Below are 14656 nucleotides of genomic sequence, written 5' to 3' on the forward strand. Positions count from 1 at the left end.
GAGACCTTAGTGTGGGCAGCACGGAGGGAAGCGCGCCATGACCAGCTCTCAAGCAACCAAGCAAGCCGCCCGTCTACTACTCGTCGACGACAGTCCGGCCGACCTCAGGCTGTTAGTGCAGCTGTTGAACCAGGAGGGCTTCAAGCTCCTGGTCGCGCTGGATGGCAAGCAAGCCTACGAACGCGCGATGGTACAGCCGCTTCCGGACGTCATCCTGATGGATATATCGATGCCCAAGGCAGATGGCTACACCACCTGCCGGCTGCTGAAGGCGAATCCACGTACCGCGCATATACCCGTGATTTTCGTCACGGCATCGGCCGGTCTGGACGAACGCTTGAAGGGCTTCGATGTAGGCGGCGCCGATTATGTGCTGAAGCCCTACAACCCGGAGGAAGTCCTGGCCCGCGTTCGCGTCCAGCTACAGATGAAACGCCGCGCCGCGGCTTCCCGATTGTCGCCGCCGGCGATTCAAGAGACCGCGACGAGCGACGCCCACGCGTCCGCCGACACGAAGCCGCACGCCGCAGCCATCTCCAATGACCAGGCGATCGTCAATACGACGACACAGTATCTGACGGACCACCTCTCCGACGCGCCATCGCAGAAGCATCTGGCTCGCTTGATCGGTGTCAACGAGAAGCGCCTGACGCACGCCTTCAGGACCCTGCTGGGCAAGACCATTCATGACTATCTGCGAGACCAGCGCATGGAGCGGGCGCGCACGCTGCTGCAAGACTATTCGCTTACCATCGCCGAGATCGCGGACCAGCTTGGCTTTTCCAGCCCCGCCAACTTCGCCTCCGCGTTCCGCCGGCAGCTCGGCTGCAGCCCCGTGGCTTTCCGCCGCCGGTTCGCGGGCCTTCCGGTAGTTCGGATCAAACGCGGTAGCGAGATCCCGGCATCGACGAGCGGTATTTTTCAAAAATTATGAGCGCGAATTTAAAGGCAGGACGCTCCAGCATTCCCTAGGATGGAAATGGCATGCCACTTTGCACCGCGCGCGCGGCGGGCCAGCGCGTGACGCCATATCCATGCAAAAGGAGAGGACGTGAGCTACCCCACAGTATCTGAATCGCGCGCGACGCCCAGCCTGGACGTCGCTCCGCTATCGGGCTCGTCGAACGCTGCGCAACACAGCGCCGCGCCGGCGTCCTATAGGCGGCCGTCCCACGTATTGATCGTCTCGGACGACGCATCGCAACTGCGCGCGGCCACCGACTTTCTACGCAACCAGTTGTTCCGCGTCACGCTGGCTTCCGGCTGGCAGGGCTATTATCACGCGCAGGCGTGGCGCCCCGATATCATCCTTGTGGACGGCGCCATGCATGATATGGACCCGTTCATGATGGGACGGCTGCTTATGCAGACCCCGGACACGCAGTCCATTCCCATCATTTTCCTGCTGGATCCCGAACGCCAGTCGGCCAGCCGCGAGGCGTTCTCCCTGGGCGCCATCGACTGCATCGCCAAGCCGGTCTATCCCGAAGAGCTTCTGGCCCGGCTATCCCTGCATCTGCGCAGGACACCTTGCCGGGATGAGTATGCCGTCCAGCGCGCGCGAACGCCGGCGGCGGAGGAACTGCTTCTGCGCAACGCCCTCAATGCGATCTCGCAGGACGTGGGAAGCATACACACCGTACGGCAGCTCGCCCGGCAAGTGGGCACCAATGAGCGCAAGCTTTCCGCGCTATTCAAATCCAGGATGGGGAAGTCCGCGCACAAGGTCATCTTCGGCCAGAAGATGGAGACGGCCCGCCGCCTGCTCGCGCAGACGGGAATGCCCATCCGCGAGGTCGCCAACCACGTCGGCTTCCGCAGCGTCTGCAACTTCTCGGTCGCGTTTCATCGGGATCACGGGATCACGCCTTCCGGATATCGCCGCCAGGCGCGATCGCCGAGCAACGGCGCGGCTTCCGCGCAGCGCGATATCGAGCCGGCACAGGCACCAGACCGCGATCTGGCCTGAGCCGTCCGCGAGCGCTTCCCGCTTCGTTCCCCCAACAGGAAAGAAGCGGTTTTAACGAAGCTTCCACCGGTGAGGAGCGAAACTTATGGATACCGCTACGGACGCCACCCGCGGCCGTATCCTGAGACCGCGCGCCAAAAAGGGTGCGTTCCGTTTATTCGTGTCGCACCGACATGGCTGCGCTTCACCAAAGCGCTTACCGTAAATGATTCGAGTCATACTTGCCGACGACCACCCCGTAGTACTGCTCGGCATGAAGAATGCCCTGGAGGCGTCGAGAGACATCAGCGTCGTTGCTACCGCGGATTCCCCGGACAGTCTTCTATCCAGCCTTTCCAGGCATCCCTGCGACGTGCTCGTGACGGATTTTTCCATGCCGGGCTCGCAACATCCCGACGGCCTCGCGATGCTGCTACAGCTAAAGGAGAAGTTCCCCGACGTACGCATCGTGGTGCTGACCAAGATGGCGTCGCCCGCCTTGATGTCACCCATCTTGCAGGCGGGCGCCCTGGCGCTCGTCGAGAAGAGCGCGGCGGTAAAAGAGATCGCCTTGGCCGTCCAGCGCGCGGCAAGCCGTCGAACCTATGTGACGGAGAACGTACAGCGCGAATTTGCCGCGCTTGGGGTTCCCAGGACACAGGTCGCAGAACCGGCGCAGTTGTCTCCGCGGGAAATGGAGGTGGTTCGGCTGTTCGCGCAGGGATACAGCAATAATCAGATCGCCGAGATTCTTGGCGTAAGCGCGAAGACGACCAGCCGCCAGAAGATGGACGCCATGCGCAAGCTGGCGGCGCGCAACGACGCAGAGCTATACGCGCATGCGCGTGACATGGGGCTGGTTTGAGCGCGGCCGCGCTTATGCGCGTAGGCCGTTTCCGGGAGGGGGGGCCTTCGTGCCGAGTGTAGGCAGGGCCGGCGAAACATGTGCGATGGTGGCCAGCTTTTCACGCCAGCCGAGGGAGACGTCCACCATGCTTTCGACGGTACGCCGCAGTTGGCTGACGGTGGCGTCGGCCAGATCCAGCCGCTTGGTGAGGAGGATCTCGCCAGTGCGGTCATCCAGGGACAATGCGGCACCTTCCGTTTCGTGACCGAAAGCATTCGCGGATAGCATGTCCCGGTACAGGGTAAGGCGCTGGTCGGTTTCCGCGGGCTCCTGCCCTAGTACGGAATAGGCGTGGAGCATGTCCTGCGGATCGTCATGTTCCAGGGTGACCGTGATGTCGTTGTCGAATATCAAATCGATGGTTCCGGATTCACCCAGGGTGAGTGGGACGCCGCTTTCCTCGCCGAACAGCGCGATCAACTTATGCGCGTCCATATGAGTCTCCGTCGGGCGATACCATATTCATGAGAAACCTCGGCATATCATGGGACGGGTCAGTGTCATTGACCGGGGTATGGTTCCTGGCCCGCCCGCATCAATCCGCCTCGAGGAAAGGGACGGTGTATTCGCTTGCCAATCGCGGCACGGGCACTTCGTTGGCGTCCTCGCGTTCGCACACCGCGCGGGCGGCCAGAAGATCGCGGATCAGATGGGGCGGTTCCTCTTCGATATCCGCGGGGCACTGGCGCACCATCTGCTCCGCATAAAGAGGAACGCCGCGAGCCTTTTCCACGATGCGGCGACGCACCTTGCTGGACAGCCGCTGGTCCTTGCCACGGAAGCTGACCAGCTGAACCATGGCGTCGCGGCGCAGCGGCGGCATGGTGATGGTTTCGTCGATCGGCACGCTCAGGTTCATGCCGCGGCCACACAGCAGAATCATGACGGGATCGCGGCGCCGATGCTGGAGCAGTGTGGTCAGCAGCATGCGTGTCATGCCGTCCGCCCATTGCGCGTCGTCCACGAGTATCAGCAAGGGTTGGCTGGGTGCATCGCCCTCGAGCAGCAGGTTGGAAAGCGGACCGAGAAGCGTCTCGGCGTCGGCATCGGTGGAGGCCGGTGCCGGCGCGGTGGCGGCCCGCTGGCCGACGAAGTAATCCACCAGCAAGGCGCTGGTTGCCTTGTCCAGGCCCACGCGATAGCCCAGGGATTCGACGGCGCGGGCGTAGCCGGCTTCGGTGTCTTCGGCCGCGCGTCCGGCGACACCGTCCTGCACCGCCAGCCGCGAAAGGAAGTACTCATGGAAAGGATGCAGGGCGATCTGGCGGTTCTCCTGGTCGCACCGCAGGAAGGTGACCGCACCGCCCCCGCGCCGCACGTATTCCGCGAATACCTGGGCCAGCAGGGACTTGCCTATGCCTTGTTCGCCGCGCAGGTACATCACGTGCGGCCGCTCGTTCTTGCGCAGGCTGTTCCAGCGACGCACCAGGATGTCGAACTCGGTGGTCCTGCCGAACATGCGGTGCACCGTGATCGCCTGTGACTGCCCTTCCAGCACACCGACATGCAGCCCGTAGCGTTCGTCGGATCGCACCATGAAACGATCGCTGAGCCGCGCTTGCGCGGCATCGGTGAGCAGGGTCTCGCCCGGTTCGGCAAGATAGGCCAGGCGCAGGGCTCTTTGCCCCACCAGCATCATGGGCAGGGTGCCGTTGTCGGCGGGCACACGCGCCAGTTCCGCGTGGATGCCCATGCCGAGGGAGACATGGGGCGATATCGCGCATCGACGCAGGTAGCACGCCAGCCGTGCCGCGGATTCGGTGGGCCGTTCGTTCAGCGTGGGATAGCCGAAGAGGATCGCAATATTGCCGTCCGCGCCCAGGCAGACACGCCGCCCCGCCGCCTGCGCGAGCCGGACCAGACGCTGGCGCGCGGCCTGGACACGGTCTATGGTTTCCTCGCCGGGGACGCCTTCCCCGTCATGGCCGATCGCCACCGCCAGGACGGCCAGGGGACGGGCGTCGTCGTTGGCGGAAGCGGAAGCATGGACCGCGCGGTCCGCCGACGCCGAGACATCCAGCAACGAGCGTGTTTCGAGCGACGGCGTGGTGCCGTAGTACTCGCCCATGACCGCGACGCAATGCTCGTAGGCTTTCATGGCGGATTCGCGGCGTCCGGTATCGCGCAGCATGCGTATCAGGTCGCGGTGCGCGTGTTCGTCGCCGGGGTGGACCTGCACCCACTGCCGGGCGCTGGCAAGGGCGTCCTGCACCCGGCCGGCCGCGCACAACTGGGCGATATAGGCTTGCCTGCATTGCGAGACTTCCTGGGACAGGCGCGATTGCCAGCTCATGCGCCAGGCGGACAGCGCGGCATTGACCGGGGTGACCATGTGTTCGAGCAGATCGCCTCGGTCGTGGTCCAGGCGTTCTTCCAGAGTAAGCCGGGCATAGGCGCCGATGCCGCACAGGGCGAGCACGTCCACGGTGACCAGGTTCTGGTCCAGCGCCAGCATGCTGGAGGTCGAGACGATGGCTTTTTCCATCGGCCCCATCACATGGCGCAGGACGCAGAGCGCGTGGCGCAGGTTGGCGCGCGCCCCGGATGCGCAATTGGGCCAGAGGAGTTCCGCCAATGCCGCCCGGGACTGTTTTTTGTCGAGGGAAAGCGCGAGCATGGCGAGCAGGAGTTTGGGCTTTCCGTAGGCGATCAAGGGCGTTTTATCCACGCCATCGACGATCAGCTGGAATTCTCCGAGCAAGCAGATTCGAACGGGCCGATTCAGGATTTGAGACATAGGGATTCAGGCCGGCCGGCTGCAATCGCAGGACCGAACGCATAAGGTTGGCGGCGCCATCCGGGCGCCGAGGCTGAGGGGTCAGGGTGATACCCACGGTGACGGCCGGCGTGTGGACGAGCGGCATCGCGATGTTGGCCTGCGACAAAAAGGGGCCAACGTGGTCACCGAGGTAACGGGCGGTCGCCTTGCGGAGACCTGGAGTGCGGCAGCCCACGCATGGAATCAACGTGGATTGCCAGTCAGTCGCCCCGACACCTTAATGCGTCGAAGTCTAGGCAAGGCCCTACGCGGGAAAAATAGGAAATTTCTGAGCCGCGCATTTAGGGAAAGTTACCGTTTTGCAAATCGCCAGCGCGCAATACGGCCGCGCCCGCAGCCGCCCGCGCGTTTGAATCGATTGTCGTCGGGGCTTATCGCTATGGCTTGCCGAAGCGCTGGTACCAAAGCTCGATGAAGGACTGCGCGGCTGGCGAGAGCGAATGCTCGGCGCGGCGGATCAGGCTGACATCGCGCGTGACAATCGGCGACTCCAGCCGGCGTGCGACCAGATCCGGATGGGGGAATGAACCCAGAAGGATACCGGGAAAGATGGCGATGCCCAGTCCCGCCTGCGCCATCGACAGCCCGGTCGTCATGTAGGAGACCTCGTACTGCACGGCCTTGCGGGTACCCAGCGTGAAGAGCGCTTCGTCGATCAGGCTGCGGATGCCGCTGCTGGCCTTCACTGTGATCCAGGGATATGACAAGGCGTCTTCCCAGGTCAACCGGCGTTTGCGGGCCAGCCGGGAATCCCGGCGGCAGATCGCGCACAGCGTGTCCCGCGCCAGGCATTGCAGGGTAAGCCCTTCCGCGGTTTCGTTGGCGGTACCCAGGCTGAACTCGACATCGCCCGCCAGGGTAGGCGCGGTCAGGCGGTCGGGAGCGGCGTCGTCGACGGAGATCTCGATGTTCGGATAGCGCTGGCGATATTCCGCAAGCAGGGTGGGCACGAACGCGGCGGCGATCGATGGCGTCGCGGCGAAACGCAGGTGGCCCCGTTCGCGGCCCGCCAGTTCCTTGACGCTGGACTTCATTGTTTCCAGATCGCGCAGCATGCGCTCGACGGTCGGGAGGATCTCACGCGCCGCCACCGTGGGGCGCAGCGAGCGCGATGTGCGGTCGAACAGGCGCATGCCCAAGGCGTCTTCCAACTGGCGGATCAGTACGCTGACGGCGGGTTGCGTCACGAACATCTCTTCGGCGGCGCGGGTCAGGACGCCGTACCGGCAGGCAAGCGCGAAGGCTTGCAGCTGCTTGATGGTGGGATTCATAAAGTGACTTTATGGAGTCATTGAATATATTCGATTGTTTTCATGACTATAGCGCCCTACATTGCGGGGTCGACAACAGGACCCGCCGGCGGCCGACGGGCGGACGCGGCGGCGCGCGGCCGGGCACACAACGCGGCTTTCACGGCGCGGCCCGGCAAGGGCGGCCACGGGGCAAGGGGATAGCATGCAAACTGACGATACCGGCGGCAACTGGCGTGGCGCCCTCGCGTCCACCCTGGGCAATGTGCTGGAGTGGTACGACTTCGTGGTCTTCGGCTTCCTGTCGATCATCATCGCGAAGCAGTTCTTCCCCAGCGACAGCGAGTACGCGGCGCTGATGTTGACCACCGCGACCTTCGGCGCCGGTTTCATCGTGCGGCCATTGGGCGGCATCGCGCTTGGCTGGTACGCGGATCGCAAGGGGCGCAAGGCAGGGCTGACACTGGTGATCGCGCTGATGACGGTAGCGGCGGCAATGATCGCCTTTACGCCGAGTTTCCATCAGATCGGGTTGCTCGCGCCGGCCATCGTGCTGTGCGCCCGGCTGCTGCAAGGCATATCGGCGGGCGGCGAGTTCGGCACCGCGACGGCGATGCTGATCGAGTACGCGCCCAAGGGACGCCACAATTTCTACGGGAGCTGGCAGATGTTCGCCCAGGCCTTCGGCGCCTTGCTGGCGGTGGCCATGGGCAGCGCCTTGACGCATATTTTCACGCCCGAGGCGCTGAACGCCTGGGCCTGGCGCATACCTTTCCTTTTCGGCCTGCTGATCGGTCCGGTTGGGTTCTACATCCGTCGCAATTTGCCGGAGACGGCCGCGTTCCGGAACCGCGACACGCGTATCAAGGTACCCGTGGGCCGGGTGTTCGCCAGCCATCCGCGCGCCTTGCTGATCGCCACGGCCTTGAGCGCGGCGCTGAATGTCATGTCCTACGTGATCATCACGTACCTGCCGATCTACGCCGTGCAGAACCTGCACATGCCCGTGTCGCTGCCCTTCACCGTGCTGCTGGCCAGCATCTTGTTGCGGGTGGCGACGATACCGCTGTTCGGCCTGCTGGCCGACCGGATCGGTGGCCGCCGCATGATCGCCATCGCACTGGCGCTCTTCCTGGCGGTGCTGTATCCCGCTTATTACTGGATCGTCCAGGCGCCGTCGATGCTGTCCATCATGACGGTCGAACTGGCCTTCGCCCTGTTGATCGGTGCGTCCAACAGCCCCATCCCGGCGGTCACGGCCGCGCTGTTCCCGACCGAAGTGCGGTCCACGGGGCTGGCGATTTCCTACAACATCGCGGCATCGATCTTCGGCGGATTCTCGCCGGTGATCCTGACGTGGTTGCTGCACGCGACCGGCGATGCGCTAATGCCGGCGCACTACTGCGCCGTGTTCTTCGCCCTGGGGCTGCTGGGCGCCCTCATGATCCGCGAAAGGCGTGCCGGGGATGTTTCTTACCAGGAGGCCCGCCATGCCGGTCATTGATGTACATACGCATGCCTTTACCCACAAGTGGCTGGAACTGATCCGGCAACAGGGAGGCGTCTACAACATCCAGACGCGTCCCGACGGCCAGCAGGAGATTTTCCGCGGCAACACGCCCGTGGTGATCCCGCAGAAGGGCCATTTCGACTACGCGCTGCGGCTCAAGCACATGGATGCCGCGGGCATCGATATCTCGGTCGTTTCCCTGACATGCCCCAATGTCTATTGGGGCGATGCCGCCACCAGCCTGCGCGCCGCGATGGAATCCAACGATACGATGGCGCGCGCCCAGGCCACCTATCCGGACCGCATCCGCTGGTTCGCTTCACTGCCCTGGCAGTATCCGCAGGCGGCGGTGGAAGAACTCAAGCGCTGCTGCGAGAACGGTGCCGTCGGCGTCATGGTGCTGGCGAATATCGACGGGCGCAGCCTGACGGACCCCTTGCTGGCGCCAATCTGGGAGGAAATCGACAGACGGTCGCTACCCGTGCTGGTGCACCCCACGGACCCGCCCGGCGCGCAATCGATGGACATGACCCAGTTCGATCTGAGCTGGTCCGTCGGATTCATGTTCGACACCACGCTGGCCATCACGCGCATGATCTTCGACGGGTTCTTCGACCTGTATCCCAACCTGAAAATCATCGCCTCGCACGCGGGCGGCGCGCTCCCCTATCTGGCCGGCCGCTTCGAAAAAGGCGATGAAGTCGAGATCCCCGAGCGCCGCAAGATGCGGCGCAAGCCCATCGACTACCTGCGCCATATCTATTACGACTGCATTTGCTACAGCCCCCGCACGCTGGAGTTCCTGGTGTCCGTGGTGGGCGCGGATCGCGTGCTGTTCGGCACCGATTGGCCACACCAGGTACACGATACCCAAGGCGCCTTCGCCAATACCGCCGAACTGCCGGCGGCGGAATGCGACGCGGTGCGCGGCGGAAATGCGCTGAAGCTTTTCGGGCTATAGAAACCTTATGGCCGGCCTGCCGGCCCCGCCCGCGCCATTGGCACCGGTCAGCAGGCTGGCGGCGCGGGCCCGGCATCCACCGGCTCGCGGGACGGTGCGGCATGGCGCCTGGCGTTGGCGGCGGCCATGAGCTGTTCCAGCGTGCTTCGGGGCACAGGCCTGGACAATACCGCCACGCCAGGCGGCAAGCCGCCACGGTCCTGGATGTCCTCGCGCGTCAGCGTGGAAACCACGATGAGTTCGGCGTCACGCGATTCCGGCGCTCCCTTCAGTGCCCGGACGAGGCGAAAACCGTCCAAGCCGGGCAGGTTCAGGTCCGCGATCACGACGTGGGGTCGGAAGTCCCCAATCCGGACCAGGCCGGTGTAGCCGTCCTCGGCCATTTTGAACTCCACCTGGAACGGCAGGCTGCGCAGCGTCGCCTCGTACAGGGACCGCAGGTGAGCATCGTCGTCGACGGCAAGCACGCGCAAGGGGCCCGCCGCCGCCTCTCCCGCCGCCCGTGCCGCGTCCTGTTCCCGTCGGCGCAGCAGGGTTTGCACCGACGCGAGCGATACACGCCGATGGCCGCCCTCGGTCTTCCAGGCCTTGAGTATCCCGGCCTCCACCCACAGCTGCACCGTGCGGACGGAAACGCCGATCTTCTCGGCGGCCGCCCTGGTGGAGACGAAGCGGGATTCGGTGGCGCTCATGGCGGACTCCGGTAAGTGCCGCCGTCCCTGTGGCGTCGAAGTTTCAATTTACAAAAATTTGTATTACTTTGCTCATGCGCATGTTATCGTTTTTTTCATATTTGCCAAATTAATTCGTAAATACGAAGATCCCGAGCGGCGTTCCAGCCCGGCAAGACCCGACTCGGTCCCCGCAACAGAAGGACGGCTGCAATGAAGACCCTGGTCGTCGAGGACCGGCACGTGATCCGCCCGCATAGGAGGCGGCCACGGTGAACTCGCATGCCGTCATCCGGCTGTCCAACGCCCTGGCCGCGGTGATCGTGCTGGGCGCAATCGTCGGCGCCGGCGCCTTTCTGATGCATGACCGGCGCGAGAGCTGGCGGCACGCCGCGGCGGGATCGCGCAGCATGGCGGCCATGCTGGAAGCGGATATCGCGCGCACCGTACGCGTCTACGACCTGACCCTGATGGGCGTGATAGAGACCCTGGGGTATGAACATTTGGACAAAATGCCGCCCGATGCGGTGCATCGGCTGATGTTCGAACGCGCGGCGATGACGGACTACATGGGCGCCATGGTGGTATTGGACGAGCGGGGCGACATCCGTTTCGACGTGCGGCCGGGCACGCCCCGGCGTGGCAATTTCGCGGACCGCGATTACTTCGAGGTCCACCGCGCCCATAGCGACGTGGGGCTGTATATCAGCAAGCCGCTCACCAACCGCCTGCGCAACGGCGAGCCGGGCATCGCCCTGAGCCGGCGGCTCTCGCACCCTGACGGCAGCTTCGCCGGCGTTGCGGTCGCGATCCTGCGCACCGCATACCTGAACAACCGCTTCGCGCAGGTCGCGCTGGAGCCCGACGAGTCCGTCACGCTCTTCCGCGAGGACGGCATCGTGCTGTGGCGCTGGCCCAATGGCGTGGACAGCATGGGCAAGGACGCCGGTGGCCAAGCGGTGCACCTCGGATTCCAGGCGGCCAAGGAAGGCGGGTTTGTCGTGCCGTCCGATGACGGCGGGCCCAGCCGGTACTACACCTACGATCACGTCGCAGGCCTGCCGCTGGTCATCACCATCGCGCAGCCTGCCGAGGACATCACCGAGCCATGGCGGCGGCGGGCATGGTTCATCGTGCCGTTCACCATGCTGTTCTGCGCGGCCATGGTCATACTGGCCTATCTGGTACGGCGCACCATGCGCAATGGCGACCGGCAATTGGCGCGCTGGGCGGAGCTGGCGCGCACGGACGGGTTGACCGGGTTGCTCAATCGCCGGGCGTTCGACGCGGTACTCGCGGAGGCCTGGCGCGTCGCCGCCACCGAAGGCATGCCGCTGTCCCTGCTGTTTATCGACGCGGATCATTTCAAGCGCTTCAATGACATCCATGGGCACCAGGCGGGCGACGACTTCCTGCGCCGCCTGGCCGGCGTCATCCGCGGCTGTACGCGGCGGCCACGCGACGCGTCCGCGCGCTATGGAGGCGAGGAGTTCGTGCTGCTGCTGCGCGACACGACCGGAGTAGAGGCCCTGCCGGTCGCCGAGGACATACGTAAAAAGGTGGAGGCCATGCACGTGTCCAACGCCGATGGATGGGCAACGGTAAGCATCGGCGTGGCGTCGTCGGCGCCCGCCGTGGGCGGCACGCCCGCGATGCTGGTCGCCAAGGCGGACGAAGCGCTCTATCAGGCGAAGACCCACGGCCGCAACAAGGTTCATCTGGCGGAAGGCCGGAACGGCATGCCGCAACGTTGCGCGATACCCGACCCGCGCGGCGCCGGCGATTGACACGAGTCAATGCCAGGACCGCCGATTTGGGGGAAAATGGAATCTCGTGCCCCGGCCGACACCGTGGCGGCACGAAGAGAGGCCAACGGCATGGACAGAACACCTCACCGCGAGCAGGCGGATGAGCAGCGGGATGTGCCGGCATTACACACGCAGGAGGACGGCCGCCCTTGCGCGGCCTTCGCCATCCCGCCCGATCTCTACATCCGTCTTCCGCTGACCGCCCGGAATTTCCTGGCCTGCACGATACGGTACCTGGAATCCAAGCCGGCGGAGCCGCGCGAACGCGACCGCGCCTAGGCCCGCGGCCGTCGCGGGACAATCGCGGGCACAGGGCGTACGCCTTAGTGCCCCCGCAGGCGCCGTACCGCCTCCACCAGGCCGGTCACCAAGGCGCCGAGCATCACGCCGAACAGCGCGTACAAGGGCACGCGCAACAAGGCATGCGCCCATGCCTGCGAACCCACGGCATCCGTCCAGGCCTCGATGCGGTGGCCCACGGCACCGACGCCGTGCGCGACGATGGACCCGCCGACGGTGAACATGGCGATGGTGCCCAGCACCGACAAACCCTTCATCATGTACGGCGCGGCGGCCACCAGCGCCCGGCCCACCGTGCTGGCCCCCGGCCAGCGCCTGGCGCTGAGATACAGCCCCGCGTCATCCAGCTTCACGATGGCCGCGACGGCGCCGTACACACCGGCCGTCATGATGACCGCCACACCCGCCAGCACGGCGACCCGCTGCCCAAAAGTGGCGGACGCCACCGTGCCCAGCGCGATGACGACGATTTCCGCGGACAGGATGAAGTCGGTACGGATGGCGCCTTTGACCTTCTCGCGCTCGAAGGCGACGATATCGACGGAGCGATCCTGCAGCATTTGTTTGCGTTCCAGGTGGCGCGCCTGCGGACGGCCGCGATGGGACCAGGCGTGCAGGATTTTCTCGAACCCTTCGAAGCAGAGAAAAGCGCCTCCCACCATCAACAACGGCACGATGGCCCAAGGCGCTATCGCGCTGATCAGCAGGGCCGCGGGCACCAGGATCAGCTTGTTGCGCAGCGAGCCCTTGGCCACGGCCCATACCACCGGCAGCTCGCGGTTGACCTCGACGCCCGAGACCTGCCTGGCGTTCAGTGCCAGATCGTCGCCGAGCACGCCCGCCGTCTTGGTGGCGGCGGTCTTGGTCATCAACGCGACGTCGTCGAGCAGCGTCGCGATGTCGTCGAGCAGGGCGAAGAAGCTGCTTCCAGCCATGAGGCGTCTCCCGGAGTCGGTCGCCGCCTCGCATGCGCCGGACCCGGCGCCGGGCCGCGTTTTATTTTCCGGGAGCGGCCGCCGACGGCGCGGGCTCGATCTTGTCGGCGTACTTGATCAGGATCTCGCCCATGGCTTTCATCATTTCGCCGTGCATTTGCATGGCGATTTTCTCGTTGCCCGGCGGCAATGCCGCCATGCCCATCGCACCCATGGGGCAGCCTTGCATGCCGGGCCCCATGGCTTGCCGGCCCATGGGCGGCATCGCGCCCATCATGGGATGCCGCCATCCCATGCCCGGCGGGCCGGCGGCCGCTCCCGGCGCATCTGCATCGCCCGCGGCGCGAGCACCCGTGCCCGTCAATGCCGCGGCCGCGAACAGGGTGAGTGTGACCAGACGCTTGGTGTCCATGATCCGTACCTCCAAGGCAAGCATCCCGGAATCGGGACGTTCCTATCGTACGTAGCGCGGGACGCCGCTCCAAGCTTCTTTCGGCTGAGGCAAGGCAAAAAAAACGCCGCTTTGAAAGCGGCGTTTTTCATCTGCAAACTGATGGTGGGTCGTGCGCGACTCGAACGCGCGACCAACGGATTAAAAGTCCGCTGCTCTACCGACTGAGCTAACGACCCAACCGAAGCCCGCGATTATGGCTGATGCACAGCCCCCTGTCAAACCAAGGCAGCCTGCGCGGGGCCAAGGCAAGACCGCGGAAAGCCCGCGCCGGCCGGGAATCCCCGACCATCACGCCATGCGCACGATGCGGATCACCAGGCCGCGATCACGGCGCCGCGATACTTGGCCAGGATGAAGTCCTTCACGGGCTGCGAGTGATACGCCGCGACCAGCTTGGCGAATTCGGGGCGGTCCTTGTCCTTTTCGCGCACGGCCAGCACGTTCGCATAAGGCGAGTCGGGCGATTCCTGCGCGATGGCATCGCGCTTGGGATCCAGGCCCGCCTGCATGGCGAAGTTGGTGTTGACGGCCGAGGCATCCGTATCGTCCAGCGAACGCGGCAGTTGCGCGGCATCCAGTTCGATGAAGCGCAGCTTGCGCGGGTTTTCGGCGATGTCCAGCGGCGTGGCCTTCAGGCCCACGCCCGCCTTGAGCTTGATCAGGCCCTTGTCCTGCAACAGCAGCAAGGCGCGTCCGCCATTGGTCGGATCGTTGGGGATGCCGATGCGGGCGCCCTCTTTCAGCGCATCCAGGCTTTTGACTTTCTTGCTGTAGATGCCGATCGGGAAAATCACGGTCTTGGCGATGCTGACCAGCTTGTAGCCGCGGTCCGCATTGGCGTTGTCCAGATAGGGCTGGTGCTGATAGCTGTTGGCATCCAGGTCGCCGGCGGCCAGCGCGACATTGGGTTGCACGTAGTCGGAGAACTCGACGATCTGGATCGTCAGGCCCTGGCTGGCGGCCTGTTCCTTCACGACCTCCATGATCTCGGCGTGCGGACCGCCGGTCACGCCGACCTTCAGGGGCTTGCCCTGGGCCGATGCGGTGGAGGTCACGCCTACGCCCGCGGCGATCGCCAGCGTGGCCAATGCTTGGATGAATTTGAACTTCATGATTGTGCGGAGTCCTTCAAC

At 64.8% G+C, this 14656-nt stretch carries 14 protein-coding genes and 1 tRNA gene; 7 read left to right on the forward strand and 8 right to left on the reverse strand.

The genetic code is table 11. The features are described from left to right. Window positions 1-37 precede the first annotated feature (37 nt). From BAU06_RS20180 to BAU06_RS20190, 3 genes are all read left to right on the forward strand, one after another. The gene (locus BAU06_RS20180) at window positions 38-934 is read left to right on the forward strand and encodes a response regulator transcription factor (protein WP_066354310.1); all 897 of its coding nucleotides are present in this window, start codon (window positions 38-40) and stop codon (window positions 932-934) included. A 117-nt stretch (window positions 935-1051) separates the two neighbouring features. Next, window positions 1052-1969, forward strand: coding sequence for a response regulator transcription factor (locus BAU06_RS20185; RefSeq protein WP_082993765.1), 918 nt, complete (start codon window positions 1052-1054; stop codon window positions 1967-1969). A 253-nt stretch (window positions 1970-2222) separates the two neighbouring features. After that, window positions 2223-2813, forward strand: a complete 591-nt coding sequence (locus BAU06_RS20190) for a LuxR C-terminal-related transcriptional regulator (RefSeq protein WP_197509342.1) — start codon at window positions 2223-2225, stop codon at window positions 2811-2813. A 12-nt stretch (window positions 2814-2825) separates the two neighbouring features. Here the strand turns inward: BAU06_RS20190 and BAU06_RS20195 are convergent, their stop codons facing one another. The 3 genes from BAU06_RS20195 to BAU06_RS20205 form a co-directional block, all read right to left on the reverse strand. Continuing rightward, on the reverse strand, window positions 2826-3290 hold the full coding sequence (locus BAU06_RS20195) for a type III secretion system chaperone (RefSeq protein ID WP_066354336.1): 465 nt from the start codon (window positions 3288-3290) through the stop codon (window positions 2826-2828). A 100-nt stretch (window positions 3291-3390) separates the two neighbouring features. Then, window positions 3391-5556 carry an AAA family ATPase gene (locus BAU06_RS20200; protein WP_066354344.1) on the reverse strand — a complete coding sequence of 722 codons (2166 nt, stop codon included), beginning with the start codon at window positions 5554-5556 and terminating at the stop codon, window positions 3391-3393. 455 nt (window positions 5557-6011) lie between these two features. Then, entirely contained in the window at window positions 6012-6905 is an 894-nt protein-coding gene (locus BAU06_RS20205) for a LysR family transcriptional regulator (RefSeq protein WP_066354347.1), read from the reverse strand. 184 nt (window positions 6906-7089) lie between these two features. Here BAU06_RS20205 and BAU06_RS20210 point away from each other — a divergent pair, with 184 nt between their 5' ends. Together BAU06_RS20210 and BAU06_RS20215 are read left to right on the forward strand one after the other, a co-directional pair. Further along, the gene (locus BAU06_RS20210; RefSeq protein WP_066354353.1) at window positions 7090-8388 is read left to right on the forward strand and encodes an MFS transporter; all 1299 of its coding nucleotides are present in this window, start codon (window positions 7090-7092) and stop codon (window positions 8386-8388) included. Beyond that, entirely contained in the window at window positions 8375-9355 is a 981-nt protein-coding gene (locus tag BAU06_RS20215; protein ID WP_066354355.1) for an amidohydrolase family protein, read from the forward strand. The genes BAU06_RS20210 and BAU06_RS20215 overlap by 14 nt, the downstream gene beginning before the upstream one ends. A 47-nt stretch (window positions 9356-9402) precedes the next feature. On the opposite strand, the gene BAU06_RS20220 is transcribed toward BAU06_RS20215, so the two are convergent. Further along, complete coding sequence (locus tag BAU06_RS20220; protein WP_066354357.1) at window positions 9403-10047, reverse strand: response regulator; 645 nt, start codon at window positions 10045-10047, stop codon at window positions 9403-9405. Window positions 10048-10298: 251 nt separating this feature from the next. On the opposite strand from BAU06_RS20220, the gene BAU06_RS20225 reads away from it, so the two are divergent. Both BAU06_RS20225 and BAU06_RS26750 read left to right on the forward strand, forming a co-directional pair. Next, complete coding sequence (locus BAU06_RS20225; RefSeq protein WP_066354360.1) at window positions 10299-11813, forward strand: sensor domain-containing diguanylate cyclase; 1515 nt, start codon at window positions 10299-10301, stop codon at window positions 11811-11813. A 90-nt stretch (window positions 11814-11903) separates the two neighbouring features. After that, a complete protein-coding gene (locus BAU06_RS26750; RefSeq protein WP_156770298.1) occupies window positions 11904-12113 on the forward strand; it encodes a hypothetical protein in 210 nt (69 codons plus the stop codon). 44 nt (window positions 12114-12157) lie between these two features. Here the strand turns inward: BAU06_RS26750 and BAU06_RS20230 are convergent, their stop codons facing one another. The 4 genes from BAU06_RS20230 to BAU06_RS20245 all read right to left on the reverse strand — a co-directional run bounded on the left by BAU06_RS20230 (window position 12158) and on the right by BAU06_RS20245 (window position 14635). After that, a complete protein-coding gene (locus BAU06_RS20230; protein ID WP_066354364.1) occupies window positions 12158-13069 on the reverse strand; it encodes a DUF808 domain-containing protein in 912 nt (303 codons plus the stop codon). Window positions 13070-13130: 61 nt separating this feature from the next. Beyond that, on the reverse strand, window positions 13131-13481 hold the full coding sequence (locus BAU06_RS27130) for a hypothetical protein (RefSeq protein WP_066359427.1): 351 nt from the start codon (window positions 13479-13481) through the stop codon (window positions 13131-13133). 142 nt (window positions 13482-13623) lie between these two features. Beyond that, a tRNA-Lys gene (locus tag BAU06_RS20240) sits at window positions 13624-13699 on the reverse strand. A 135-nt stretch (window positions 13700-13834) separates the two neighbouring features. Then, a complete protein-coding gene (locus tag BAU06_RS20245; protein WP_066354367.1) occupies window positions 13835-14635 on the reverse strand; it encodes a MetQ/NlpA family ABC transporter substrate-binding protein in 801 nt (266 codons plus the stop codon). Window positions 14636-14656: the final 21 nt, after the last annotated feature.

The organism is Bordetella bronchialis (assembly GCF_001676705.1).
Lineage (GTDB): Bacteria > Pseudomonadota > Gammaproteobacteria > Burkholderiales > Burkholderiaceae_B > Bordetella_C > Bordetella_C bronchialis.